The 24,385-nt window shown below is 70.5% G+C and carries 22 protein-coding genes and 2 pseudogenes; 14 read left to right on the top strand and 10 right to left on the bottom strand.

Going from position 1 to position 24,385, the window contains the following annotated elements; translation table 11 throughout:
* Window positions 1–3: 3 nt before the first annotated feature.
* A complete protein-coding gene (locus ACFWXC_RS14310) occupies window positions 4–1,452 on the top strand; it encodes a carboxylesterase/lipase family protein (protein WP_384478246.1) in 1,449 nt (482 codons plus the stop codon).
* Between the two features lie 165 nt (window positions 1,453–1,617).
* Here ACFWXC_RS14310 and ACFWXC_RS14305 read toward each other — a convergent pair whose 3' ends face one another.
* Together ACFWXC_RS14305 and ACFWXC_RS14300 are read right to left on the bottom strand one after the other, a co-directional pair.
* Window positions 1,618–1,893, bottom strand: coding sequence for an ester cyclase (locus tag ACFWXC_RS14305; RefSeq protein WP_384478243.1), 276 nt, complete (start codon window positions 1,891–1,893; stop codon window positions 1,618–1,620).
* A 91-nt stretch (window positions 1,894–1,984) separates the two neighbouring features.
* Window positions 1,985–2,536, bottom strand: coding sequence for a hypothetical protein (locus ACFWXC_RS14300; RefSeq protein ID WP_384478240.1), 552 nt, complete (start codon window positions 2,534–2,536; stop codon window positions 1,985–1,987).
* Between the two features lie 14 nt (window positions 2,537–2,550).
* Between ACFWXC_RS14300 and ACFWXC_RS14295 the strand changes: the two are divergent.
* Window positions 2,551–2,760: pseudogene (locus tag ACFWXC_RS14295) on the top strand (transposase); the annotation flags it as partial.
* A gap of 66 nt (window positions 2,761–2,826) precedes the next feature.
* Here ACFWXC_RS14295 and ACFWXC_RS14290 read toward each other — a convergent pair.
* Complete coding sequence (locus tag ACFWXC_RS14290; RefSeq protein WP_384478237.1) at window positions 2,827–4,281, bottom strand: RNB domain-containing ribonuclease; 1,455 nt, start codon at window positions 4,279–4,281, stop codon at window positions 2,827–2,829.
* Between the two features lie 343 nt (window positions 4,282–4,624).
* Here ACFWXC_RS14290 and ACFWXC_RS14285 point away from each other — a divergent pair, with 343 nt between their 5' ends.
* A complete protein-coding gene (locus tag ACFWXC_RS14285) occupies window positions 4,625–5,614 on the top strand; it encodes a helix-turn-helix domain-containing protein (protein ID WP_384478234.1) in 990 nt (329 codons plus the stop codon).
* 147 nt (window positions 5,615–5,761) lie between these two features.
* Here the strand turns inward: ACFWXC_RS14285 and ACFWXC_RS14280 are convergent, their stop codons facing one another.
* The 3 genes from ACFWXC_RS14280 to ACFWXC_RS14270 are packed head-to-tail and all read right to left on the bottom strand — an operon-like array spanning window position 5,762 to window position 8,519.
* Window positions 5,762–7,180 (bottom strand): DHA2 family efflux MFS transporter permease subunit, encoded by a 1,419-nt coding sequence (locus ACFWXC_RS14280; protein WP_384478231.1) that lies wholly within the window; start codon window positions 7,178–7,180, stop codon window positions 5,762–5,764.
* 17 nt (window positions 7,181–7,197) lie between these two features.
* Entirely contained in the window at window positions 7,198–8,004 is an 807-nt protein-coding gene (locus tag ACFWXC_RS14275; protein ID WP_384478228.1) for an alpha/beta fold hydrolase, read from the bottom strand.
* A gap of 56 nt (window positions 8,005–8,060) precedes the next feature.
* Window positions 8,061–8,519: a cupin domain-containing protein gene (locus ACFWXC_RS14270; protein ID WP_384478226.1), complete on the bottom strand. Its 459-nt coding sequence runs from the start codon at window positions 8,517–8,519 to the stop codon at window positions 8,061–8,063.
* A 168-nt stretch (window positions 8,520–8,687) separates the two neighbouring features.
* Between ACFWXC_RS14270 and ACFWXC_RS14265 the strand changes: the two genes are divergently transcribed.
* Together ACFWXC_RS14265 and ACFWXC_RS14260 are read left to right on the top strand one after the other, a co-directional pair.
* Window positions 8,688–9,308: a TetR/AcrR family transcriptional regulator gene (locus ACFWXC_RS14265; protein ID WP_384478223.1), complete on the top strand. Its 621-nt coding sequence runs from the start codon at window positions 8,688–8,690 to the stop codon at window positions 9,306–9,308.
* A 413-nt stretch (window positions 9,309–9,721) separates the two neighbouring features.
* Entirely contained in the window at window positions 9,722–10,675 is a 954-nt protein-coding gene (locus ACFWXC_RS14260) for an alpha/beta hydrolase family protein (protein ID WP_384478220.1), read from the top strand.
* Window positions 10,676–10,942: 267 nt separating this feature from the next.
* Here the strand turns inward: ACFWXC_RS14260 and ACFWXC_RS14255 are convergent, their stop codons facing one another.
* The gene (locus ACFWXC_RS14255) at window positions 10,943–11,863 is read right to left on the bottom strand and encodes a LysR family transcriptional regulator (RefSeq protein WP_384478517.1); all 921 of its coding nucleotides are present in this window, start codon (window positions 11,861–11,863) and stop codon (window positions 10,943–10,945) included.
* A gap of 137 nt (window positions 11,864–12,000) precedes the next feature.
* Between ACFWXC_RS14255 and ACFWXC_RS14250 the strand changes: the two genes are divergently transcribed.
* From ACFWXC_RS14250 to ACFWXC_RS14230, 5 genes and pseudogenes are all read left to right on the top strand, one after another.
* Entirely contained in the window at window positions 12,001–12,084 is an 84-nt protein-coding gene (locus ACFWXC_RS14250; protein ID WP_350760414.1) for a putative leader peptide, read from the top strand.
* Between the two features lie 138 nt (window positions 12,085–12,222).
* Window positions 12,223–12,782: pseudogene (locus ACFWXC_RS14245) on the top strand (LLM class flavin-dependent oxidoreductase).
* Window positions 12,783–12,844: 62 nt separating this feature from the next.
* Complete coding sequence (gene ssuE, locus ACFWXC_RS14240; RefSeq protein WP_384478217.1) at window positions 12,845–13,399, top strand: NADPH-dependent FMN reductase; 555 nt, start codon at window positions 12,845–12,847, stop codon at window positions 13,397–13,399.
* A 4-nt stretch (window positions 13,400–13,403) separates the two neighbouring features.
* Window positions 13,404–14,588 (top strand): SfnB family sulfur acquisition oxidoreductase, encoded by a 1,185-nt coding sequence (locus ACFWXC_RS14235; RefSeq protein ID WP_384478214.1) that lies wholly within the window; start codon window positions 13,404–13,406, stop codon window positions 14,586–14,588.
* Between the two features lie 35 nt (window positions 14,589–14,623).
* Entirely contained in the window at window positions 14,624–15,766 is a 1,143-nt protein-coding gene (locus tag ACFWXC_RS14230; RefSeq protein WP_384478211.1) for an LLM class flavin-dependent oxidoreductase, read from the top strand.
* 13 nt (window positions 15,767–15,779) lie between these two features.
* On the opposite strand, the gene ACFWXC_RS14225 is transcribed toward ACFWXC_RS14230, so the two are convergent.
* The gene (locus tag ACFWXC_RS14225) at window positions 15,780–16,670 is read right to left on the bottom strand and encodes a YncE family protein (protein WP_384478208.1); all 891 of its coding nucleotides are present in this window, start codon (window positions 16,668–16,670) and stop codon (window positions 15,780–15,782) included.
* On the bottom strand, window positions 16,670–17,659 hold the full coding sequence (locus tag ACFWXC_RS14220; protein ID WP_384478205.1) for a 3-hydroxyacyl-CoA dehydrogenase NAD-binding domain-containing protein: 990 nt from the start codon (window positions 17,657–17,659) through the stop codon (window positions 16,670–16,672). The genes ACFWXC_RS14225 and ACFWXC_RS14220 overlap by 1 nt, the downstream gene beginning before the upstream one ends.
* A 263-nt stretch (window positions 17,660–17,922) precedes the next feature.
* On the opposite strand from ACFWXC_RS14220, the gene ACFWXC_RS14215 reads away from it, so the two are divergent.
* From ACFWXC_RS14215 to ACFWXC_RS14205, 3 genes are all read left to right on the top strand, one after another.
* Window positions 17,923–19,200: an acyl-CoA dehydrogenase family protein gene (locus ACFWXC_RS14215; RefSeq protein ID WP_384478202.1), complete on the top strand. Its 1,278-nt coding sequence runs from the start codon at window positions 17,923–17,925 to the stop codon at window positions 19,198–19,200.
* 92 nt (window positions 19,201–19,292) lie between these two features.
* On the top strand, window positions 19,293–20,510 hold the full coding sequence (locus ACFWXC_RS14210; protein ID WP_384478199.1) for a CaiB/BaiF CoA transferase family protein: 1,218 nt from the start codon (window positions 19,293–19,295) through the stop codon (window positions 20,508–20,510).
* A gap of 68 nt (window positions 20,511–20,578) precedes the next feature.
* Window positions 20,579–21,358, top strand: coding sequence for a crotonase/enoyl-CoA hydratase family protein (locus ACFWXC_RS14205; protein ID WP_384478196.1), 780 nt, complete (start codon window positions 20,579–20,581; stop codon window positions 21,356–21,358).
* A gap of 27 nt (window positions 21,359–21,385) precedes the next feature.
* On the opposite strand, the gene ACFWXC_RS14200 is transcribed toward ACFWXC_RS14205, so the two are convergent.
* Window positions 21,386–22,648, bottom strand: a complete 1,263-nt coding sequence (locus tag ACFWXC_RS14200) for a PucR family transcriptional regulator (RefSeq protein ID WP_384478194.1) — start codon at window positions 22,646–22,648, stop codon at window positions 21,386–21,388.
* Between the two features lie 105 nt (window positions 22,649–22,753).
* Between ACFWXC_RS14200 and ACFWXC_RS14195 the strand changes: the two genes are divergently transcribed.
* Window positions 22,754–24,283, top strand: coding sequence for a long-chain fatty acid--CoA ligase (locus ACFWXC_RS14195; RefSeq protein WP_384478191.1), 1,530 nt, complete (start codon window positions 22,754–22,756; stop codon window positions 24,281–24,283).
* The last annotated feature ends 102 nt before the right edge of the window (window positions 24,284–24,385 follow it).

The following is a 24,385-nucleotide window of genomic DNA, read 5'->3' as shown; positions in this document are numbered from 1 at the left end:
TCCGTGCCCCAGTCCGTACTCGCTGCCACGTCCCTGGGTCCCGTCCTCGGGACGTGGCAGGACACCACCGCCCGTTTCCTCGGCATCCCCTACGCCAAGCCCCCGGTCGGCGACCTCCGCTTCGCCGCCCCCGTGCCGCCCGACCCGTGGACCGAACCACTCGACGCCACCCGGTACGGGCCCACCGCGCAACGGCGCCCCTTCATCCTCGACGGCCCCACCACCATCCCCGAGCCGTCGATACCGGGCGACGGCGTGCTGAACCTCAACGTCTTCACCCCGGACCCGACACCGGGCGCGGACCTTCCGGTACTCGTCTGGATCCACGGCGGCGGATACGTCGCCGGATCGGCCGCCAGCCCCTGGTACGACGGCTCGGCCTTCGCCCGGGACGGCATCGTCCTCGTCTCCCTCGGCTACCGGCTCGGCATCGAAGGCTTCCTCCACCTCGACGACGCTCCCGACAACCGCGGTGTGCTCGACTGGATCGCCGCGCTGACCTGGATACGCGACAACATCGCCGCGTTCGGCGGCGACCCCGCGAAGGTCACCGTCGCCGGTCAGTCGGCCGGCGGCGGTGCCGCGCAGACCCTCATGGCCACGCCTTCCGCACACGGCCTCTTCCGCGCCGCGATCTCCCAGTCCGGCGCCGTCAGGTCCCCCCAGCACCGTCGCGACGCCCTCGCCGACTCGGCCCGCCTGACCGAGCGCACCGGCGTCCCCGCCCGTGCCTGCGCACTCCGCGACCTCACCGACGACGAACTGCTCGCCCTCCAGGACGCCCTTGCCACTCCCGAGGCCGGACTGACGCTGGCTCCTTTCGCGGACGGGGAGCTGATCCCCGTCCCGGTCCCCGAAGCCTTCGCCGACGGCAGCGCATCCCACGTACCACTCCTGCTCGGCTTCACCCGGCGCGAGTTCAACTCCCCGCCCGGAACCACCCCGGCACCCGCACCGCCCGACGTCGTGCGCGCCGTGCTGGCCGGCCACGGTCTGGGTCCCGAGGCCGTGACGTCGTACACCGCCCTCCACGACGAGTCGGACCCGGCGCAACGCATGGGCCAGGCCCTCACCGACGCCATCTTCCGCGGTCCCTCCCTCACCCTCGCCGAGGTCCGCGCACACCACGAACTCCCCACCTGGCTCTACCACTTCACCTGGGGCAGCGCCGCCCACTGCATCGACATCCCCTTCGCCTTCGACCTCCTGAACGCCGAACGCGTCACGGCCGCGACGGGCCCGCGTCCACCGCAGGCCCTCGCCGACGCGATGCACAGCGCCTGGGTCGCCTTCGTCCGCGACCTGGACCCGGGCCCCCACTGGCCCCGCTACACCCAAAAGCGCCGCACCACGATGACCTGGGACACCGCCCCGCACACCCTCGACGACCCCCTGAGCGCCGAACGCCGTATATGGACCACGCCTTCGACACCTCCACAGCGGCCCATGTGATCCCCACGCGGAGCGGGAGAGCCGTGCGGCGTCCGCTGGAGCGGCGGGTGATGGGCGGCCGGCCGGGAGATGCCGTGGTGCTTGCCTCGCGGCGCCCGCAGCAGCCGTGAGACGGGGTGGCCCGGGGCGGGAGATCCACGGTCGAGCGAGGGCGCCGGTCCGGCGCTACAGGCTCACCGCGTCGGCGACAGCCCAGTGCTCGGCCCCTTGCCCGTTCCGGTAGCCGACGATGTCCATCACCCTGAACTCGACCGGGTTGTCTGAGGGCGGGACACCGAACCATGCGCCCGTGTGCCGCCCTCGCAACACCTTGTGGGTGGCCACCAGATCTCCGTCGCCGACGCGGTGCAGGACCTCGACGCGCAGTTCCGAGAACGCCTCGTGCAGGGCCGCCCCGGTCTCACGCACCCCCTGCCGGTCCGCCCCCTGTCCCCTCTCCACCGTGTGATTGTCCCCGCCGTCGAAGCCCAAGGACTGTCCCGCAAAGATCTTGGCTCCGAGTATGGAGCAGCCTGAAGAGCGGGTGAGGTGCTCAGCCGGTGGTTCGTGAGGTGGCCAGGGAGTGGGCGAAGTCGGCGAGTGCGCGGAAGTCGTTCTCCCGTAGGCCGATGCGCGGGTTGACGTGGTGCAGGAGTCCGGGCCCTTGGTGGTGGGCGGTCATGTACGTCTGATCCAGCTCGCTCTGCTCGTCGTCCACCCAGGCGAAAGGACGGCCGTTGGCGTAGTTCACCAACGGTCCGGTCTTCCAGTGGACTCCATCAGGGCGTTCTTGGAGCAGGGCGTCGCCGAAGTCGACGAAGGGTAGTTCCGGAAGGCCGAGGACCGGTGCGATCCACCGGTTGGCGTTGTCCATCCATGTGGTGGCCCAGCACAGCTCGAAGCCGAGCCGCAGCAGGCTTCGTCCGTGCTCCGGGTTGGGCCAGACACGTAGGGGGCGTCGTCGGGACGAGAGTCCCCTGTCGTCCTCATGGGCGTCGTTCCGGGGAACTCTGAGTGTGGTGTAGCCGTCGGGGCGCCTCTCCGGCTGGGCCGCGTGAGGGTTGAGCGGTCCGTCCACGTCGAGGAACAGCAGCGGTTGGTTCACGGTTTCCCCCGAGTCTTGCGCACCGTCGCGACCGCGGCCGGACCGAGATCCCAGCTTGGAAAGAAGACCACAACAGGACCCACAAACAGGTCCGAGCCCGTGTCGAGCACGTCTTCGCCCGCATGAAGACCTGGAAGATCCTCCGCGACTGCCGCCTCAAAGGCGACGGCGTCCACCACGCCATGCTCGGCATCGCCCGGATGCACAACCTCGCCCTCGCCGGACAGGTCGCAGGTGGCACGATGGCCCGCCATGCCCGAGGCGGCTCCAAGATCTTTACGGGACACCCCTCAGGGCACGGTGAAGAGGATCTTGTCCTCGTCCGCGGCGGGGTCCGCCTGCTTGAGCCTGGCCCTGATGCTGGATCCGAGCTGGAGATCCAGGCCGTTGGTCGAGACGACCTTGGCCAGCACGGCGGGGTCGGCCAGGAACACTTTGCCCTCGCGCGGCCTGCCCCGCTCCGCGTCGGTGTCGATGACCGCGGCGTCGAACACCTCGCCCAGGCGGTCCTTGAGCACCGCGGCCTCGGCCAGGTCCACGGTCTGCCGGTCCGCCAGGCCGCCCTTCCCCCGTGCCGTGTCGCACGGGATGCAGGACAGGGCGTCGAGCACCCAGTTCGGCGGGGCCTTGTCCGCGCACGCCATCACGCACAGCTCACCGGTGTACCGGTCGACCAGGCGCCGCAGCGGAGCCGTGCAATGGGTGTACGGGGCCGCGATCGCTGCGTGCATCGTGTACGCCGGCTTCTGGCTGTCGCGAAAGACGGTGTACTCCGCCTTGAGCATCGTGCTCGTGGCCTCGGTGAGGAAGGCCATGTGCTGCTGGTTGTGGGGATCGAGCTTGCGGACCAGCGTGGCGTACGAGATGCCGGGCCGCCAGACGATGCCCAGGGCCTTCGCGATGTCGTGCAGGCGCTTGATCACGTTCTGATCGGCCTGCTCCTTCTGGGTCCGCAGGATGCCGGTACCCGTGTCGAGCATGATCTGGGCCGCGGACATCCCGGTCATGAGGGAGATCTGCTCGTTCCAGCCCTCGACCGGCAGCGTCGCCACGTAGCGCAGCCGGAACGATCCGTCCTCGAGGGTGACCTCCTGGTCCGGCAGATTCACCGAGATGCCGCCGCGCGCGATTTCGACGGCCTCCCGCAGCTCGCCGATCTCACGCAGCAGGGCGAGGGACTCCTCCGCCGTGCCGTTCTCGATGGCCTGCTGGGCGCCGGCGTAGTCGAGCTGGGCCCGACTTCGGATCACGGCCCGGCTCACGGACGAGTCGGTCAGATTGCCGTGGGCGTCGAGGTCGTGCTGCCACAACAGGGCGGGGCGGTCCTTGTTCGGCAGCAGGCTGGCCGCGCCCTCGGAGAGGACGGGCGGGTGCAGGGGCACCTTGAGGTCGGGGAAGTACAGCGTTTCGATCCTGTCGTGCGCCTCGATGTCCAGAGGGCTGCCCGCCCTGACGAAGGTCGCCACGTCCGCGATGGCGTAGTACACGCGGTAGCCGCCACCGGGCCGCCGTTCCAGGTGCATGGCCTGGTCGAGGTCCTTCGAGGTCGGCGGATCGATCGTGAAGAACGGCAGGTGGGTGGCGTCCTTGTCGGGCAAGCGCGCCTCACCCGCGGCCTTGTCGGCCGCTTTGAGTACGCGCTTGGGGAAGCTCAGGGGGACCTTCAGCTCCGCGCGGAGTTCCTCCAGCGCGGTGCGCAGAGCGACCTGGGCCTCGGCAGACATGTGCATCGGGCGGCGTTGCATGCCCCGAGCGTAGGGCGGCGGTCACGAACCGGCGCGGCGAGCGGGGCCGGGCGGCGGAGGGGACGGGGCGACGGCGGCCGCGCGGGGAGGGGACATCGCCGGAGGGCGCGCGACGACAGCTACGGCACCTCGCCGCGTTGTCGGATCGCCCGAATACGCCCAGTATGAGGACGACCTCCGCCTTGCGATGCACCGCATCTGACGCCGCGCGCTGATCCACCGGGGATTACGGGACAGCCCTCAGGAAGATCGACACAGCACAGGCTTGCACCTCAGCGCCATCCCGGCAGAACATCGGGGCCAGGCGGTGTCGGAGCGACGAACGCGGAGGGGGCGACCGTCGATGAACAGCACGGGAGGGAAGGCCGACGGGTCAGGCGGGGCGTTCTCCGGGGACGGCGCACTCCCGGACACCGCGCCGCGACCGTTCGACGCCTTCCGCAGCGGCTGGGAGACGGAGATCGGCGACGGCTTCCCGCTGCCGACCTTCAGCCCGGCCACGACCCGTGATTTCCGGGTCAGGAGCCGCGCCGCCAAGGTGGGTGACGTGGCGGTCACCGATCTCCACGGCGCCTCCCCCATCCGGACCGAGGGGCCCCTCGACGGCGTCGAGGACCAGGTGCGGATGTACGTCGTGCGGCGCGGCGCATGGAGGTTGGGTGCCCCGCTCGCCCGCAGCGAACAGACCGTGTCGGCCGGGCAGTTCCTGCTCCGTCACATCGGACGGCCCCTGCACTTCGAGACGGTGCCGGACACGAGGGCGAAGGTCCTCGTCCTGCCCGCCGCTGTGCTCAAACCACTGCTCGGAGTGCGGCAGAGCGTCAGCGGACCGGCGGACTCCGCCGAGGTGCGCCTGCTGGTGGCCCACTCGAACATGATCTACGAAACGGTCGCCGACCTCGGGCCCGCGGGAGTGCATGCCGCCCACAGCGCACTCATCGAGCTGGCCAAGGCGGTGGCCAGGCAGCGGGTCGACGACGCGGAACCCCAACTGGCTCCCGCCCTCGCACAGGCTGCAAAAGACCTCGCGGACAGCCACCTGGCCGACCCCGAGCTCTCCGGGACGATGCTGGCGCGTGAACTCAACGTCTCCGTACGCAACCTGCAGCGGGCATTCGCCGCGACGGGGGAGCCGGTGACCGCCTACATCCGCCGACGGCGGCTGGAAGAGGCCCGACTCGCCCTCACCGCGCCCTCCGGTCGGCTGAGCGTCTCGGAACTCGCCGCCCACTGGCAGTTCGCGGACAGCAGCCACCTCATCCGGGCCTTCAAGAAGCAGTACGGCCGAACGCCCACCGAGTACGCCCGCTCTCCCGAACCGGCGGGCGACTGAGCGGCGAACGGCACCGACGCACGAGCAGCGAGCGCCGAGCAGGCGCCCCCTCGGCGAGCCGCCGCCCGAGTCTCCACGCGGCGTCGGCCGCCGGGTCGACCACGCTCTCGGACCGGCGAGCCGCTACGGCGGCGGGACGGTTCCCGGTCAGCTCGCGTCCGGGGCGAGGCGGGGCTGCTCGGGGGTGGCACGGGCGTGCAGGTGTCCGGCGTCGGCGGGTGACCGGCGGGTGGCGGTCGTGGCGCTCAGGGCCAGGACGGCCGAGCCGCAGCCGGCGATGATCCACCAGGCAGCCGGGCGCGCCCCGGCGGCGACGGCGGCGCCGATCACGGCGATGCCGATCGAGGAGCCGACCTGCCGGCTGGTCGCCGCGAGGGAGGCGGCCACTCCCGCCTGGTCGCGCGGCAGACCGGCCACGGCCGTGTCGGTGATCGGCGCGTTGACGAAACCGAAGCCCAGACCGAACAGGGCGTAGGCCACGGCCAGCAGACCGTATGAGGGGTGCGGTGAGCGGGTGACGAACACCGCCAGCGCACCACTGGCGGTGATGCCCGCCCCCGCGAGCAGGAGCGGCCCGCGCGGGCCGCGGCTGCTCACGATCCGGCCGGACAGCGGCGCACACACCAGCGACAGCACCGCCATCGGCATCATCCGCAGCCCGGCCTCCAGCGGGCTCAGCCCCAGATCCCCTTGCAGATAGAGGGCGTTGGCGAACAGGAAGCCGCCGAGTGCGGCGAACGCGAAGACCGCGGTCAGGGTGGCCCCGCTGAAGGACGCACTGCGGAAGAGCCGAGGGTCGATCAACGGTTCGGCGCGCCGGTTCTCGTACGGTACGAGCCCGGCCAGGGCGCCCGCCGCGATGATCAGGCAGGCCACGATCAGGGGCGCGGTCCAGCCCTCCCCGGGGGCCTCGATGAGGGTGTACGTCAGCGCGCCGAGCAGGGCCATCACCAGCAGTTGCCCCACCGGGTCGGGCCGGCGGGCCCGGGCCGCGCGGGACTCGGGGACGTACAGCGCGGTGAGGACCAGGGCCACCGAGCCGATCGGCACGTTGAGCCAGAACACCGACCGCCACCCCGCCGACTGCACCAGCAGACCACCGAGCACCGGCCCGACGGCCATGCTGACCCCGACAGCACCGCCCCAGACCCCGATCGCCCGGGCTCGCTCCCGGGGCTCCGGGAAGGTGTTGGTGAGGATGGCCATGGCGACCGGGGTGAGCATGGAGCCGCCCACCGCCTGCACCATGCGGAAGGCCACGAGCCACCCCGTGCTCGGTGCCAGACTGCACAGCGCCGAGGCGCCGGTGAACAGCACCAGGCCGAGCTGGAAGATCCGCCGCCGCCCGACCCGGTCGGCGGTGGAGCCGGCCAGGGTCAGCAGCGAGGCCAGCACGACGGTGTACGCGTCCAGCGTCCACTGCAGTCCGGAAACCGAGGAGTCCAGGTCTTGCCGTATCGACGGCAGGGCGACGTTGAGGATGGTGGTGTCGAGGCTGACCAGAAGAACGCTCAGACAGCAGACGGCCAGCACCAACCGCCGTCGCCCGCGGACGGATTCGGGCACCGAAGGCTCCCCGCGGGCTAGTTGTTCGGACGGTTGGTGGCGTGGGCGTCGGCGAAGTCCCAGACCACGGGGAGGAGTTGCTCGGGGGTCTCGAGCTGGGGCATGTGGCCGGTGCGGTGCAGGAGTTCGAACCGGGCGTCCGGGATCGCTGCCGCGTAGGCCCGTCCGTAGTCGACGTCGACGACCTGGTCGCTTTCGCCCCACACGACGAGGACCGGGTGCGTGACCTTGGCCAGCCGTTCGCGCAGGCCGGGGTCGGCCATCTCGTGCGGTCCGGCGTAGACCTGCAAGGCGGCGCGGTTGGCGGCCATGACCGCGCGGGCCGCCTCGGGGAGGGTGGTCGGGTCGACGGCGAACCTCGCGGGGTCGTGGAAGGCGAGCCGCGAGAGCTCGGCGGGGGTGATCGAGGAGATGTCGGCGATGGGGTGGCCGGGCACGTGGATGCCGGCGGCATTGGCGAGGGTGACGCTGCTGATGCGGTCGCTGCCGAGCAGGGCCAGTTCGGCGGCGATCCAGCCGCCTATGGAGTTGCCGACGACTGCGACGTCCGTGAGGCCGAGGTCCTCCAGCAGCTGCGCGTAGACCCGGGCGAGGCCGGGGACGTCGGTCAGCCAGTCGGGCCGGGTGGTGCCGCCGAAACCGGGGTGGACCGGGGTGACGACCCTGGCCGGCCGCCGGTCGGCGAGCAGCCCGGCGAAGGGTGCCACGGTCTGCGGACCGCCGCCGCCGTGCAGCAGCAGGAAGGGGCGGCCCTGGCCCTGGCCGTCGACGGTGAGGTCGAGGTCGCCGGAAGGGAGGGAGAGGGTGTGAACGGTGCTGGTCATGGATGTCCTCAAGTGGTGTGTTTTGTAAGGGAGTCGGAAGGCCGGAGACCCGGCGGTCAGGCGAAGTCGGTGGCGGGAACGGTGGCGTAGCGGCTCATGACCTCGACCGTCGACTCGGGGTCGAGCTCCTGGCCGCCGGCGATCATGTCCCGCAGATCGCGGAAGTACTGCACGTACAGATCGGGCGTGAAGGTGTTGAGCAGCACCGCCGGCTCGTCGCCGAGGTTGGCGAAGGTGTGCGGGGCGCCGGGCGGGATCATCGCGAGCGAACCGGCCGGCGCGACGTGGGTGGTCTGTCCGATGGTGAAGTGCACGGTGCCGGAGACCACGTAGAAGCCCTCGTCGTGCTGGGCGTGCCGATGCTGCGGCGGGCCCTGGGTGTGCGGGGCGAGAGTGATCTCGCCGATCCCGATCCGGTGTCCGGTGGTGCTGCCGTCCTCCAGGATCCGCATCTGGGTCGGACCGAGGCGGATCGTCTCGCCGTCGTCCGGGCCGACCACGGAAACCTCGTTCATTGCTCTCCTCCTGTCTCCTCCGCCATCCCTCTTCATGAGGGTGCGCTCTCAGGAGATTAGATGGCGCGCCTTCGTTATGCAAGTGAACTCTCATAAAGAGAGGGCGCTGGTAGCATGGGGGAGGCAGGGACTCGTGGACGAGCAGGAAAGAGAGGGCGTGGCGTACCCATGGCGACGACATCGACGGACACCGGCCGCAGCAACCAGAAGAAGCGCACGCGCACGGCGATCGTCGAGGCTGCCCGCGAGCTCATGGGCACGGGCGCCGAGGTGACCATGCCCGCCATCGCCCGTGCGGCTCTGGTCTCCGAGGCCACCGCCTACCGCTACTTCCCCGACCTGCCGTCACTGATCGGCGAGGCGCTGGCCGGCGTCTGGCCCGGCCCCGCCGACGCGCTCCGGCCCGTCGAGGAATCCCGTGATCCCGTCGAACGCGTCGCCTTCGCCTGCGAGTTCCTCCTCCGTGGCATCCTCGCCCGGCAGGGCTCGGTGCGCGCGATGATCGCCGCCACCGTCACCCGACCCGAGACGGTGAGTACGAGACCCGGCATCCGCTTCGGTCTCATCGACCACGCGCTCCTGCCGTTGGAGAACACCCTGGCGGCGACGGATCCGGACGCCTTCGCCCAGCTCAAGCGGGACCTCGCGGTGGTCGTCAGTGCGGAGGCCCTGTTCACCCTCACCGACCTGTGCGGGCTCGATCCCGACGCCGCCGTCAGCAGCGCCGTACGAACGGCGACCACGTTGACCGAGGCGGCGGTCCGCGCGGGCCGGGTGACGGCCGCTTGAGAGACGCGCCGAACGTGTCGGTGACGTACGTGAGCCGGGTTGCCGGGCTTCAGTAGGGCAGCGTGGTGTGCCCGGGCTCGGCGGGATCGGTGATCCTTCAGCGGATCGGGACCCCGTGGCCGTTCCGTGCGGGGCGCGGGCGCGACGGTGCTCGAGTCGGCAAGTGGCGGTAGAACCTGCCCCGTCCGCGAGCGGATTCTCCCTCCGCTGCCCCCTCCGTTGCCGAGCTTGCTAAACGGGACAGTGTTCCGTATCGTTCCGGAACGGGGTTCCGTTTCGTCGTGATGGCGTCCACCTGGCCGCGCACGAGAAGAACGACACCCCGCCCGCCCTGCTCGGCCCGGCACTGCGGCGCCGCTGACCGCCGGACCCGCCCCGCCGGCCACCCGAAGAAGCCGAACGGAAGTACCTCCATGCCCGACTCGAAGCCCGACTCGAACATCGCGAACACGCAGGAGACCGCGAGTGCGCCCCCTGTGATCGTGTCCGCGAAGCTGGTCGTCCTGTCCGCCCCCGGCCGTGGTGAGGACCTCCAGGTCCGCGTCTCCGCGCCCGCGACAGGCGGCGAATTGCCCGTCGTCGTCTTCTCGCACGGCTTCGGCTGGTCGATGAACGGCTACGCCCCGCTGGCGGACTTCTGGGCCGCTCGCGGTTTCGTGGTCCTGCAGCCCACTCACCTCGATTCAAGGACGCTCGGCCTTCCGGCCGAGGACCCCCGTACGCCGCGGATCTGGCGCTTCCGTATCGAGGACCTCAAGCGCGTGCTGGACGGGCTTGAGGTCCTGGAAGCCTCCGTGCCGGGCCTCAGCGGGCGCGTCGACCGCAGCCGCATCGCTGTGGCCGGCCACTCCTGGGGAGCCCAGACGGCGAGCGCGCTGCTGGGCGCGCGCGTCCTCGACTCGGACGGCGTACCCGGCGAGGACATGTCCGACCCCCGTGTCAAGGCGGGTGTGCTGCTCGCCCTGACCGGCCTGGGCGACGACCTGGCCCCGTTCGCCGCCGAGAACTTCCCCTTCATGAAGCCGTCCTTCGACACCATGACGACGCCGGCTCTCATCGTCGCCGGGGACCACGACCAGTCCGCACTGTCCACGCGTGGACCGGACTGGTTCGCCGACCCCTACACCTACAGCCCGGGAAGCAAGAGCCTGCTCACGCTGTTCGGAGCAGAACACTCGCTCGGCGGCATCCCCGGGTACGAGGTGGCCGAAACGACGGACGAGAGTCCCGCGCGCGTCGCTTTGATCCAGCAGCTCACCTCGGCCTTCCTGCACAGCGCCCTCCGTCCCGAGGACAGCAGCTGGCAGGCGGCGGTCACCGCGCTGGAGGAAGACCCCAACCCGCTGGGGAAGCTGCAAAGGAAGTAAGCGCGCCTCACCAGGATTCGCCTCCGCACCACCGTCCGCCGCGAGATTGAGCAGCACCCCCCGCGTGACCACGCCGGCGGCGAACGCCGTGGTGGAAGCATTCCCGCCGGATGCGCGCCGCCTGGGACGACCGCATGCTCGGACGGCAGGGGAGGCCGGCGGCCGGGTGTCGGCACCCGCCAGGGAGAGGCTGGGCAGGGGCACATATGGCGGGGCAATGTAGTTCGGGGGCCGGCCATGGACGCTGGGACCATGCCCGCCCGCAGGTCAGGGCCGTTGCGCAACCGTCCCGCCCAGTGCGCGGGCCCGGTGTACGAACGTCTCCAGCAGATCCCGCGCCGCCTGCGGCACCGCCTCGGCCCGTCGGCGCTGGAGCGTCAGCACCACCCCGGTGGCATCCCCGGCCAGAGGCCGGCACACGATCGTCCCGGCGCGTTCCAGCGGGTCCCCGACCACACTGAAGTCCGGCAGCACCGTCGCCCCGAGCCCCTCCGCGACCATGAGCTTCCCCATCTCGGCCCCGTCGGTCGAGTACGAGAAGACGGGGGTACGGTCCGCCAGCAGCCGGTGCACATAGCGGTGCATCACATAGCCGGTGCGCATGGCGATCAGCGGCACGGTGAGCAGGTCGTCGACCGACACCTCGGCCAGGCCGGCGAGCGGACTGTCCGGCCGTACGCACACGACCGGGCGTCCGCGCAGCAACTCCGTGGCCTCGAAGCCGGCGGGCACGTCGTCGCCGTCGAGGTGGTTCACCAGCCCCAGGTCGAAACCGCCCTCGGCGAGGCCCCGGTGGATCTCCGCCTGCTGCGCGCCCACCACCTCGACCTGGGTGACCGGATGCGTGGCCCGGAAGTCCCGCAGGACCGGGACGAGCAGCGGCACGGTCGCCGCGTTGACCGTGCCGACGCGCACCATACGGCTGATGCGGTGCTGCTCGCCCGCCGCCACCCGCAGCCGGTCCACCGCCTCCAGCACCTCGACGATGCGCGGCAGCAGCTCCTGCCCGGCCGCGCTCATGGTCGCCCCGGTGCGCTTGCGCTCCAGCAGGTCGACGCCCAGCTCGCGTTCCAGGTTCCGGACGGTTTCGCTCAACGCGGGCTGCGACAGGCGCAGTTCGTCGGCCGCCCGGCGCAGTGAGCCGAGCCGGGTCACGGCCGCTATGTATTCCAGCTGTTCGGTCCGCACCCCGGCAGAATGCGCCGCCATTCGACGGGTGTTCAAGGGTTTCCCTGTCACACGTTCGTGAAATTCAATGGTCCGCGATGCGAGACCGGTCGGGTTTTCCTTGACGGTTCTCGGAACCGGCTGTCACCATCGACGGCATGAAGATGCGACTGGACCTCACGCGGCGACGCCACGTCGACCTCGCGCGCGTCTCCAGCGCCTCCTGTTGCGCTGCGGCCTGATCACCGGCCCACGATCCGCCGCGTTCGCCTTTCCTCTCCTTCCTGCCTGAATTCACCGTGCCCGCGCATTGATCGCCTTGATCGATTGTGCGCCTCCTGAATTCCGGTGTGCCCGAAAACTCGCAACAGGAGTTCCGCATGCCCGCCGCGCCCTTGAAATTCGCCTACTGGGTCCCCAATGTCAGCGGAGGACTCGTCACCAGCAAGATCGAGCAGCGCACCGACTGGGGGTACGACTACAACCGCGAACTCGCCGTGCTCGCCGAGAACAACGGTTTCGAGTACGCGCTCAGCCAGGTCCGCCACATGGCCAGTTACGGCGCCGAGTACCAGTACGAGTCCGACCGGCTTCAGCCTCGCGCTGCTGCTGGCCACCGAGCGCCTGAAGGTGATCGCCGCGGTCCACCCCGGTCTGTGGCATCCGGGCGTGCTCGCCAAAGGACCTCGTCCAGTACAACGACGGTTTCCGCACCGGGCTGATCGGCACCCCCGAGCAGATCGCCGTGGGGGTCCCCCCGGCCGAAGGCTGGGGGAGCATCGTCGCCTACAAGCAGCTCGGCGTCGACCTCTGTCTGCTCGGCTTCCTGCACTACCACGAGGAGGTCGAGTACTTCGGCAAGCGGGTGCTGCCCCTGGTCGGCGAACTGGAGGCGGGGCTCCCGGACCGCGCGCCCGAGTCCGCCCCGGCCCACGCCTGACCGTCCCCCCCCGCCGGGCGCCCGTCCCGCACGGGTACCCGGGCTCCCAGAAAGAGGCACCCATGGCCACCGTCCTCTCCGTCTCCGGCAGCCCCTCCGCCTCCTCCCGCACCGCGCGGCTGCTGCGCCATCTGGACCAGCGGCTGATCGCCCACGGACACGAGGTGATCCCCCTCGACGTCCGTACCGTCCCCGCCGAGGCGCTGCTCGGCGCGGACTTCCGGCACCCGGCGATCGTCGAGGCGACCGAGCTGTTCGCCCGCGCCGACGGTGTCGTCGTCGCCACCCCCGTCTACAAGGCGTCGTACTCCGGTGTGCTCAAGGCCCTCCTCGACCTGCTCCCGCAGTACGCGCTCACCGGCAAGACGGTGCTGCCCCTGGCCACCGGCGGTTCCACCGCGCATGTCCTCGCCATCGACTACGCGCTCCGCCCGGTGCTCAGCTCCATGGGCGCCGCCCACATAGTCCAGGGCTGGTTCACCCTCGACAAGGACATCACCGTACGCGAGGACGGCACGCTCGCCCTGGCACCGGCCACCGCCCAGGCGCTCACCCCGATCGTCGACGGGTTCTCCGCCGCGCTCGGCCGTCGGCCCGTCCTCGCCGCGGCGGGCTGAGCCGATGACCGCACATGTCATCAGCGACGAGGCGGAGGCCCTCGCCGTGGCTGCGGCCCTGGCCGAGGAGTTCCGGGCCGGGGCGGCCGAGCGGGACGCCGAACGCCGGCTGCCCCGCGCCGAGCTGGACCGGCTGTCGGCCTCGGGCCTGCTGGCCGTGACCGTCCCCGCCGAGTACGGGGGAGCGGACGTCAGCGCGCTGACCCTCGCCGAGATCTTCCGGCTGCTCGGCTCGGCCGACGCGAGCCTCGCCCAGATTCCGCAGAGCCACTTCGTGTACGTCAACGTGATACGTCGTCAGGGCACCGAAGAGCAGCGGAAGTTCTTCTTCGCCGAGCTGCTCGCCGGCAGCCGTCTCGGGAACGCGCAGTCCGAGGCGGGGACCAAGCACGTCCAGGACATCCGGACCCGGCTGGAACGCACGGCGGACGGCTCGTATGTGCTGCGGGGCGTCAAGCACTACTCGACCGGCGCCCTGTTCGCCGACTGGATCCCCGTCCTCGCCCGCGCCGAGGACGACAACCTGCACGTCGCCTACGTCCCCCGGGACGCGCCCGGCCTGACCGTCGTCGACGACTGGGACGGCATGGGGCAGCGTACGACGGCCAGCGGGACGGTCCGGCTGGACGGCGTCCCCGTGCCCGCCGACCGGGTGCTGCCTCACCATCTGACCTTCCAGGGACCTCAACTCCACGGCGCGGTGGCCCAGTTGCTGCACGCCGCGATCGACGCGGGGATCGCCGGGGCGGCGCTGGCCGAGGCGGCGGAGTTCGTGCGCACCAAGAGCCGGCCCTGGTTCGAGAGCGGGGCGGAGATCGCCGCCGAGGACCCGTTGCTGATCCAGCGGTTCGGCGAACTCGCCCTCCAGGTGAGGGCGTCCGAGGCGCTGCTGCGGGAGGGAGCCCGCGCGGTCGACGCGGCGGGCGCCCGGCTCACCGACGAGTCGGCCGCCGAGGCGTCCATCGCGGTGGCCGCCGCGAAGGTGCGGGCGGCCGAGGCGGCCGTGGCCGTCGCCGGGGCGCTCTTCGAGGTGTCCGGGACCCGCTCCGCGCTCAACTCTCTCAATCTCCACCGGTATTGGCGGGACGCCCGCACCCATACCCTGCACGATCCGACCCGCTGGAAGATCCAGCACATCGGCCGGTATGTGCTCAGCGGCACCCTGCCGCCCCGCCACGGCCTGCTGTGACGCCCTCAGGTCCCTCTCGATCGGAGAATCCCCTCGTGTCCCTCACCTTTCACTGGTTCCTGCCCACCAACGGGGACAGCCGCCACGTCGTCGGCGGCGGCCACGGCACCCCGGCGACGGTCTCCGGCCGGGACCGGCCGCCGACGGTCGCCTACCTGAGCCAGATCGCCAAGGCGGCGGAGGACCTCGGCTTCGTGGGGGCGCTCACCCCCACCGGCGCCTGGTGCGAGGACGCCTGGCTGACCACGGCCATGGTCAGCCAGCACACCGAACGGCTGAAGTTCCTGGTCGCCTTCCGGCCGGGCTTCGTCTCGCCCACGCTGGCTGCCCAGATGGCGACCACGTTCCAGCGGCAGACCGGGGGACGGCTGCTGCTGAATGTGGTGACCGGGGGCGAGAGTCACGAGCAGCGGGCCTACGGCGACTTCCTCGACAAGGACGCGCGGTACCACCGTACCGGCGAATTCCTGCAGGTCGTACGGAAGTTGTGGGAGGGCAAGACCGTCGACCTGGAAGGCGAGCACCTTCGGGTCGAGGACGCCAAGCTGGCACGGGTGCCGGACCCGGTTCCCGAGGTGTACTTCGGGGGGTCCTCGCCGGTCGCCGGGGAGGTCGCGGCCCGGTATGTGGATGTGTACCTGACCTGGGGGGAGCCGCCGGCCCAGGTCGCCGAGAAGATCGCCTGGATCCGCGGGCTGGCGGCGGAGCAGGGACGCACCCTGCGGTTCGGGATCCGGCTGCACGTCATCACCCGGGACACCTCGGAGCAGGCCTGGGCCGAGGCGAACCGGCTGCTCGACGGGTTCGACCCGGAGACCGTGCGGTCGGTGCAGACCGGGCTCGCCCGCAGTGAGTCGGCGGGGCAGCAGCGGATGCTGGCGCTGCACGGCGGCCGACGGGACGCGCTGGAGATCCATCCCAACCTCTGGGCGGGCATCGGACTGGTGCGCGGGGGCGCGGGCACCGCTCTGGTCGGCTCGCACGAGGAGGTCGCCGCGCGCATCAAAGAGTATGCGGCCCTCGGGATCGAGGAGTTCGTGCTGTCCGGGTATCCGCATCTGGAGGAGGCGTACTGGTTCGGGGAAGGGGTGCTGCCCCGCCTGGCCGCGGAGGGGCTGTGGCGGCATCCCTTCGGGAGGAACGACGCCCCCTCGGCACAGGTGCCGTTCGCGTCCTGACGGTCCGCGCGGGCTAGGTGTGCTGCACGGCGCGGGCGATGCCCGTGAGGTTGCCCTGTGCGGCGAGGATCTCCTTCCGGTCCGATCCGTCGAGACCGGCCGCGTAGACGCTCCCGGCCAGGTCGGTCACGTACATGTGGTCGCCGTCCGGGTCGAGGGCGATGCCGATGCCTTCCATGAGGTGGGTCAGCAGGATCTCGGACGTCCACCGCCCGTCCGGCGGATCGAGCGGGGAACGGTTGACGGTGTTGCCCTTCGGCGGGTCCCCGCGGTCCGTCCAGTACAACGTCCGCTCGTTGAGGTCGACTTCGAGGTCGATCGGTTCGGGCAGGTCCTCGAACAGCACCTCGATGTCGGTGCGCCGGGCCGCCGTCTCCCCGGCGGGCACGGCGAGTCCGGCCCGCAGGATCCTGCCGAGTCCGGCGTCGCTGGGACCCTTCTGGGACCAGTAGAGGTTGCCGCCGACGGGATCGACGGCTACGCCCACGCACCACTTGGTCTCGTCGCGGCTGTCCTCCTCGCCCTGCCCGGTCTGTACGAGGGTCTCGATGTGCGAGCCGTCGAGGTCGCAGCGCATCACCCGCATGCCCTCGCGGTCACCCCAGTACAGCTTCCCCTCCGCGGCCTCCAGATGGAGCTGCTTCGGCGTGTGCGTGGCGCCCTCGGGGACGACCGTCGTCCGGTTGCCGCCGTCCAGGTCCACGCGCTCGATCGAACCGTCGTTCTCCGACGGCACACCCATGTTCGTCCAGTAGATGTGGCCGGCCGACATGTCCACGGCGACGCCGTCGGGGATCCGGCACCCGGTGACGAGTACCTCCTTGTCGGAGCCGTCGGGGTTCACGGAGAACAGCCGGCCGCCGCCGCTCGCCTCCAGCACGAACAGCCTTTCCCTGTCGCCCATCACGTTCCCTCCTTCGTCTCCGGAGCGGTCGCCGTGCCGGTCGGGCCGGACGGGTCGTGCTGCGCGCGCACGGCCAGCAGGGCCGAGAGCATGGCGTCACGCCGGGTGGCCAGGTCGTCGACCGAGTGGCCGTCCGCCTCCTTGAGGACACCGCTCACGATGGTCTCCTCGAGTTCGGGCGTGAACTCGGGGGTGCCCAGCTTGTTCCAGGAGTCGACCATGACCGGCATGAGGGTCTCCATGAAGTGCTGGATACCGCCCTCTCCACCACCGAGGTGCCACAGCAGATGGGGGCCCATGACACCCCAGCGCAGCCCCGGCCCCCAGGACACCGCGTCGTCGGAGTCCGCCACATCGAGCACGCCCTCCTGGACCAGGTACACGACCTCGCGGTACAGCGCGGCCTGGATGCGGTTGGCGACGTGCCCGGGCAACTCCTTCTTCAGGTGGATCGGTTTCTTGCCGATCGAGGCATAGAACTCCATGGCGTCCCCGACCGTCTCCGGAGCGGTCCTCGTGCCGCCGACGACCTCGACCAGCGGGACGACGTGCGGGGGGTTGAAGGGGTGGCCGATGACGGTCCGTTCCGGGTGCCGGCACTCGGCCTGCATGACGCTCACGGTGATCGTCGACGAACTCGACGCGATGACGGCGTCCGGCGGTGCGGCGGCGTCCATGTCGGCGAACAACTTGACCTTGAGCTCCGGGCGTTCGGGGGCGTTCTCCTGCACGAAGTCGGCGTCCGCGAGGGCTTGACCCATGTCCGGGGTGAAACGGAGGCGTTCGGGGGAGGCGCCGGGCGCGAGTCCGATCGAGGCCGCCGTGTCCCACGCGTCTTCCACGTACGACCGCAGGGCCGCCTCCGCGGTCGGGGACGGGTCGGTCGCCGTGACGTCGAAACCGCGGACGAGATAGTGCGTCGCCCAGCTCGCGCCGATCGTCCCGGTCCCGACGATCGCCACACGGTGGACGGGCCTGTGCGTTGCCATGAGTGATCACTGCTCCTGAGGGTCCGAGAAGTGCGCGGTGTCCATGGGGCAACCCTCGGCCGCCGGGAGGGCCGGCACATCGGGCCGCGCGCCCAGGATTCGGATGCTTCCTTGGTACCGCGGCACAGGGCGTGCTCCGCGTTGGTACCCGGACACCAAATCGGTGGGCAACGTGGTGTTCCGCGCCCAGTGGCTGTGCCTGCGCTCCCTCCTAGCGTCGTTCGTACTGACTCCATCGGATCCGCGATCGGAAGGAACAGCAGATGAAGGCGACACACGGCGCACCGGTCGGCCAGGGCCAGGCTCTCCCGAGCCCCAACGGAAACTCGTCCGGGGTCGAGCCGCCTGTGCTGGGCGGACCGGAGTACTCCGACTACTTCCTTCTCGACAACCTGCTCACGGACGACCAGCGGGCTCTCAAGCAGAAGGTCCGCGAATTCATGGACCAGGAGGTCATCCCGGTCATCAACCCCTACTGGGAACGTGCGGAGTTCCCCTTCGAACTGGTCCCCAAGCTGGGGCAGCTGGACATCGCGGGCTTCCAGATCTCCGGTTACGACTGCCCGGGGATGAGCAATGTGACGGCCGGCCTGGTGATCCTCGAACTGGCCCGGGGCGATCTGAGCATCTCGACCATGATGGGCGTCCACTCGGCGCTGGCCATGACGTCGATCGCGCTGCTGGGCTCCGAGGAGCAGAAGCAGCGCTTCCTGCCGGCGATGGCTCGCATGGAGAAGCTCGGCGCCTTCGGCCTGACGGAGCCCACGCACGGCTCGGACGTGGTCAAGCTGGAGACGACCGCACACCAGGACGGCGACTCCTATGTCATCAACGGTCACAAGAGGTGGATCGGCAACGCGACCTTCGCCGACTACTCGATCATCTGGGCCCGGGGCGACGACGGGCATGTGGGCGGCTATGTGGTCGAGAAGGGCACGCCCGGGTTCGACGCGCAGGTCATCAAGGGCAAGACGGCGCTGCGCTGTGTCCAGAACGCACAGATCTCCCTCACCGACGTCCGGGTGCCGGCCGAGAACCGGCTGGCGAACGTCCACACCTTCCGCGACACCGAGAAGGTCCTGCTGGCCTCGCGCTTCTGCGTCGCCTGGGAGTCGATCGGGGCCGCCGTCGCCGGCTACGAGACGGCCCTGGCCTACGCCAAGCAGCGCAAGCAGTTCGGGATGCCGCTGGCCGCGTTCCAGCTCATCCAGTACCGGCTCTCCCGGATGCTCGCGGACATCACCGACATGCTGTGCATGCAGTTCCGGCTGAGCCAGCTCCTGGACGAGGGCGAGTACTCGATGCCCCGGGTCGCGCTGGCCAAGATGCACTACACCGAACGGGCCCGGGCCATCCTCGCCGACGCCCGCGACATGCTCGGCGGCAACGGGATCCTGCTCGACTACCACGTGGCCCGGCACCTGTGCGACATCGAGGCGATCGACACGTACGAGGGCACCGACACCGTGCAGGCGCTGATCGTCGGTCGTGACATCACCGGTTACAACGCCTTCGTGCCCGTGGCGCCCAGCCACCACTGACCCGGCGCGTGCCGCGGCGCCCCGCCAGGGCGGTCACCCGCCCGGGCGCCGCGCGCGACCCGCCGAGGGCACATCGAGGACAAGGAGTCGTCATGAGCAACACGCCCCTGCTGCAGGGACTGCACGTCGTCGATCTCGCGAGCTTCATCGCCGGGCCCGCCGCGGCCACCATCCTCGGTGACTTCGGCGCCGACGTCGTCAAGGTGGAACCACCGGGCGTCGGCGACGCCTACCGATCGCTCAGCCGTATGCCACCGAACCCCCGTGTCGAGGGCGTCAACTACCCCTGGCAGCTGGACAACCGCAACAAGCGCAGCATCGCCCTCAACCTGAAGTCGCCCGACGCCCGGGCCGTCGTGGAACGGCTGGTGACCTGGGCGGACGTGCTGGTGACCAACTTCCCGCCGCGCACCCGCGCCAGGCTGGGCCTGGAGTACGACGACCTGGCCCCGCTCAACGCCCGGCTGATCTACGCCGATGTCACCGGCTTCGGCGAGGAGGGCCCGGACGCCCACCTGCCCGGGTTCGACGTGACCGCGTTCTGGGCACGCAGCGGCCTCATGGACGTGACACGCCAGCACGACGCGCCGCCCGCGATCAACGCGTTCGGATCGGGCGACCACCCGACGGCGATCAGCCTGTTCGCCGGGATCATGACCGCGCTGTACCGGCGGGAGCGGACCGGCGAGGGCGCCCGCGTCACCGCGTCACTGGTCGCCGAGGGCGCCTGGGCGGCGGGCATGTGGCTGCAGGCCGTACTGGTCGGCGGCAAGGCACCCCGGCCGGTCGACCGGACCGACCCGCCGAACGCGCTCGCCAACGCCTACCGCACCGCGGACGACCGCTGGCTGCTGCTGGCCTTCGCCAACGAGGACAAGCAGGTCCCCCTGTTCCTCCAGGCCATCGGCCACCCCGAGGCCGCCCAGAACCCGCACTACGCCGACTCGCAGAGCCGCCGCGCCCACGCCGCCGAGATCGTGGGCGTGCTGGACAAGACGTTCGCGGCCCGTCCGCTGGCCGAGTGGCGTGAGGTACTCGACGCCGCGGGACTCACCTACGGAGTCGCCCAGACGATCGAGGAGTTCGCCCACGACCCCCAGCTCGTCGCCAACCGGATCCTGGTGCCGATCGACGACGGCAACGCGGAACCGCACCTGACGATCGACAGCCCCGTGCGGCTCGAGCAGGAGCCGAAGGTCCCCCCGCGCCCGGCACCCGACCTGGGCGAACACACCGATTCCGTGCTCCACGACCTCGGCTTCGACGCCGCCGGGATCGAGGAGCTGCGCAAGGCCGAGGCCGTCGGCTGAGGCCAACGGCTCCACGGCGCGAGGGAACAGCACGGCCAGCAGCGCGAAGGAGAGAAGGGAAACACGTCATGACCAAGGACTCGAACACACCGACCGTACGGACCGAGGAGATCGACGGCATCTTCGTGATCACGATCGACCGGCCCAAGGCCCGTAACGCCATCGACGGGGCCACCGCACGGGCCCTCGCCACCGCCGTCGACTACCTGGAGGCCCACGAGGACCTCAGGGTCGGCATACTCACCGGCGCCGGCGGTGTCTTCAGCGCGGGCATGGACCTCAAGGCCTTCGCGGCCGGAGACATGCCCATCATCGAGGGCCGGGGCTTCGCGGGCATCACCCGGGCCAAGATCTCGACCCCGCTCATCGCCGCCGTCGAGGGCTACGCGCTCGGCGGCGGAACCGAGATGGCGCTCGCCTGCGACATGATCGTGGCCGCGCGGAACGCCACCTTCGGCCAGACCGAGGTCCGTTACGGCATCGTGCCGCCCGAAGGGGGCATGGTCCGGCTCCCCGAGCGCATCCCGCACAACATCGCGCTCGAACTCCTGCTCACGGGCGAGTCGCTGCCCGCCGAGCGCGCCGAGCGGTTCGGCCTGGTCAACGAGCTCACCGAACCGGGCCAGGCCCTGACGCGGGCCCTGGAACTGGCCAGCAGCATCGCGCTCAACGCGCCTTTGGCCATCGAGGCCGTCAAACGCGTCGTCAACGAACGGCGGGCCTTCAGTGACCAGGACGCCTTCGTCGACCAGGACCTGATCACCGCACCCGTACTGGCGTCCCACGACGCCCAGGAGGGCGCCCACGCCTTCGCGGAGCGACGCCAACCGCACTGGCAGCGCCGCTGACCCGACATCCCTGAGTGCCCGGCCACTTCACTCGGCGCTCGTGCGCAGGAGCGCCGAGCCGAGGTACCGGACGGCGCGCAGCGCGATCTCCAGATCGGTGTGTTCACTCTGCACCGGATGGCCGATCATTTCCTCGGCCTTTCGGATGCGGTATTGCACCGTGTTCTTGTGCAGAATCTGCGAGGCGGCGGTGGCGGTGTAACTGCACCCGCTGTCGAGGAAGATCTGGGCGGTCTCCCGAAGCCGTGCGCTGTTCTCGTCGTCGACGGCCAGCGGACCGAGAATTCCCCACACCCACGCGCGGATGTCGTCGATGTTCGTGGCCATCAGGGCGATGGGGGCGACGGTGGAGAATTCGGTGAAACGGGGGACCGGGTCGGCCACCGCCGCGAGTTCCTGCGCGCGCAGTGCCTGCCGGTGCGTGATACGGAATCCCTCGATTCCGTATCCCACGCTCCCGGCACATATGTGCAGGGAGGGATCACCGCGCTCCAGCACGTCCGACACCTCTTGCCACGGGACGTCGCTGTGCGCGCCCAGCGGCAGCCAGCTCCAGGACACCATCGCGTCCCGGGGGACGAACAGCGGCCTGGAGGTGCAGTTGAGCCGCTGGGCGATCTCGTCGGTGATCCGGTGCAGCCGGGCGAGTCCGGCACCCTCGACGGTCAGGGTGGGCAGCCACGCCACCAGCCCGAGATGATTCTGCCGAAGCCGGTAACCGAGCGACGGTTCCACCGAGTTGAGGTCGACGTCCCGCGTGGCGAGGATGTCGCGCACGCGGGCGGCGCGCGCCGCGGTCTGGCTGAGCAGCCAGTTGTCCCGTTCATGTTGGTAGATCGCGATGACCTGCTCGGTGACCCGGTCGATGTAACCGAAGCTCACGTGCAGCATGCGCCGGTTGGTCGTGACGGCCAGCTCCTCGTCGGCGTTCTGCCGGTTGAGCTCGTCCAGACACCACTGCAGAAAACGCCAGTGCCCGATCCTGTAGGCCCTGATCAACGCGCTGAGGGGAATTCCCCGCTGCGCCAGTCTCCGAGCGTACTCAAGCGCGGCCGCGGGCGCCTCGACCTTCTCCAGAGAAATTTCGTTCTCGAAAACATGCAACAGCGTGCCGGCGTTTTCCGCGACGCTCGCGTGGAGCATTTTGACAATGGTCGAGTCGCCCCTGAGTTCCGCTATCTCGGCTAGAACATACTGCCCGATGTCGTTGCCGACCTCCGGGAGATGTGACCCTACGTTCGCTGCGACCACGGACAGTTGCTTGGCGGCTTCTGGGTGCTCCGGAGTCATTCCTCAAAGCTACTCGCGGAATGGTCCAGCGGCACCAATTCGGGCCCCGGGGTCGTATCGCGGGCCCAGTGATTTCCGTGCGCCGCGCGCCTAGCGTCGGCTCACATGAACCTCGCACACCACGTGGTCGACAGCGCCCGGACGTATCCGGACCGCCCCGCGCTCCGCCTCGGGGACGCCACTCTCTCCTATCGCACGCTGGACCGGCGCAGTGCGCGCATGGCGGGGCTGCTGCGCGATCGTGGCGTGCGGCCCGGCGACCGAGTCGCGATCATGCTGCCCAACGTGCCGGAGTTCGCCCTCGTGTACTACGGCGTACTCCGGGCCGGTGGCGTCGTCGTGCCCATGAATCCCCTGCTCAAGTCCCGCGAGGTCGCCTATCACCTCGGCGACTCGGGTGCCCGGCTGCTGTTCGTCTGGCACGACTTCGCCGACGAGGCACGGGACGGTGCGCAGCAGGCCGACGCGGAGACGGTCGTCGTCGATCCCGGCTCGTTCGACGAACTGCCGGACGCCACCGCGCTGTCGGCGGACCTGACGGACCGTCATGACGACGACACCGCGGTCGTTCTCTACACCTCGGGGACGACCGGTCAGCCGAAGGGCGCCGAACTGACCCACGCCAACCTCGCCGGCAACTGTCACACCGTGGCCACCGAGCTGCTCCGTCTCACGGCCGACGACGTGATCTTCGGCGGGCTGCCGCTGTTCCACGCCTTCGGGCAGACCTGCACCCTCAACGCAGCCGTGGCCTCCGGCGCGTGCCTCACGATGCTCCCGCGCTTCGACGCGGCGCAGACCCTGTCGATCGTCGAGAAATACGGGGTGACGGTCTTCGCCGGGGTGCCGACGGTGTACAGCAGGCTGGTGCGGGAGCCCGGCAAGGAGGCCTACGACGTCTCCCGGCTGCGGGTGTGCCTCGCCGGCGGTGCCGAGATGCCCGTCCAGGTGCAGCTCGACTTCCGGGCCGCGTTCGGCTGCGCCGTGCTCGAAGGCTACGGGCTGTCGGAGACCTCGCCCGTCGTCGCGGCCAACACCCTGCGGGCCGGGCCCAGGCCCGGTTCGGTCGGCGTCCCGATATCGGGGGTCCAGGTACGGGTGGTCGACGTCGACAACGGCCGGGAGGTACCGCGGGGGGAGGCCGGCGAGATCGCGGTCCGCGGACCCAACGTGATGAAGGGGTACTGGCGGCGCCCCGCGGAGACGGCCGCCGCGATCAGGGACGGCTGGTTCCGCACCGGCGACCTCGGCCGGCTGGACCAGGACGGGTATCTCTGGATCGTCGGACGGAAGAAGGACGTGATCATCCGGGGCGGGTACAACGTGTACCCCCGTGAGATCGAAGGCGTGCTGTACGAGCACCCGGCGGTCGCCGACGCCGCGGTCGTCGGCATCCCCAGCCCCGATCTGGGCGAGGAGGTGGGCGCGGCGGTCGTGCTCCGGCCGGGTGCCCGGACGACCGCCGAGGAACTGCGTGCCTACGTCAAGGGCCGGGTCGCCGCCTACAAGTACCCGCGGAAGGTGTGGCTCGTGGACACCCTGCCCAAGGGGCCCACCGGCAAGATCCTCAAGAGGGAGATCGTGCCGCCGGCCGACGTGTCCGGAGCGTCGGCCCGGCCCGGCCGGATCACATGAAGGGGCAAGCGACCGGACCGGATCGGGCGGGGCGGGCCCGATCCCCCGCGATGCCGTGCCCGAACCGGTGCCGCGGGCCCCCGGACGGCGCGCGGAGGCTGG

This window comes from Streptomyces sp. NPDC058683 (assembly GCF_042716195.1).
Taxonomy (GTDB): Bacteria; Actinomycetota; Actinomycetes; order Streptomycetales; family Streptomycetaceae; genus Streptomyces.
The sequence above is the reverse complement of the archived record's forward strand: the minus strand, read 5'-3'. Positions and strand labels throughout refer to the sequence as shown.

Bases quoted from the DNA above. Each gene is read 5' to 3' on its own strand.
- ACFWXC_RS14215 (WP_384478202.1), top strand. From the start codon at position 17,923: ATGAAGGCGACACACGGCGCACCGGTCGGCCAGGGCCAGGCTCTCCCG.
- ACFWXC_RS14200 (WP_384478194.1), bottom strand. From the start codon at position 22,648: ATGACTCCGGAGCACCCAGAAGCCGCCAAGCAACTGTCCGTGGTCGCA.
- ACFWXC_RS14270 (WP_384478226.1), bottom strand. From the start codon at position 8,519: ATGAACGAGGTTTCCGTGGTCGGCCCGGACGACGGCGAGACGATCCGC.
- ACFWXC_RS14290 (WP_384478237.1), bottom strand. From the start codon at position 4,281: ATGCAACGCCGCCCGATGCACATGTCTGCCGAGGCCCAGGTCGCTCTG.
- ACFWXC_RS14260 (WP_384478220.1), top strand. From the start codon at position 9,722: ATGCCCGACTCGAAGCCCGACTCGAACATCGCGAACACGCAGGAGACC.
- ACFWXC_RS14210 (WP_384478199.1), top strand. From the start codon at position 19,293: ATGAGCAACACGCCCCTGCTGCAGGGACTGCACGTCGTCGATCTCGCG.
- ACFWXC_RS14250 (WP_350760414.1), top strand. From the start codon at position 12,001: ATGAAGATGCGACTGGACCTCACGCGGCGACGCCACGTCGACCTCGCG.
- ACFWXC_RS14235 (WP_384478214.1), top strand. From the start codon at position 13,404: ATGACCGCACATGTCATCAGCGACGAGGCGGAGGCCCTCGCCGTGGCT.
- ACFWXC_RS14275 (WP_384478228.1), bottom strand. From the start codon at position 8,004: ATGACCAGCACCGTTCACACCCTCTCCCTCCCTTCCGGCGACCTCGAC.
- ssuE (WP_384478217.1), top strand. From the start codon at position 12,845: ATGGCCACCGTCCTCTCCGTCTCCGGCAGCCCCTCCGCCTCCTCCCGC.
- ACFWXC_RS14225 (WP_384478208.1), bottom strand. From the start codon at position 16,670: ATGGGCGACAGGGAAAGGCTGTTCGTGCTGGAGGCGAGCGGCGGCGGC.
- ACFWXC_RS14265 (WP_384478223.1), top strand. From the start codon at position 8,688: ATGGCGACGACATCGACGGACACCGGCCGCAGCAACCAGAAGAAGCGC.
- ACFWXC_RS14285 (WP_384478234.1), top strand. From the start codon at position 4,625: ATGAACAGCACGGGAGGGAAGGCCGACGGGTCAGGCGGGGCGTTCTCC.
- ACFWXC_RS14220 (WP_384478205.1), bottom strand. From the start codon at position 17,659: ATGGCAACGCACAGGCCCGTCCACCGTGTGGCGATCGTCGGGACCGGG.
- ACFWXC_RS14195 (WP_384478191.1), top strand. From the start codon at position 22,754: ATGAACCTCGCACACCACGTGGTCGACAGCGCCCGGACGTATCCGGAC.
- ACFWXC_RS14205 (WP_384478196.1), top strand. From the start codon at position 20,579: ATGACCAAGGACTCGAACACACCGACCGTACGGACCGAGGAGATCGAC.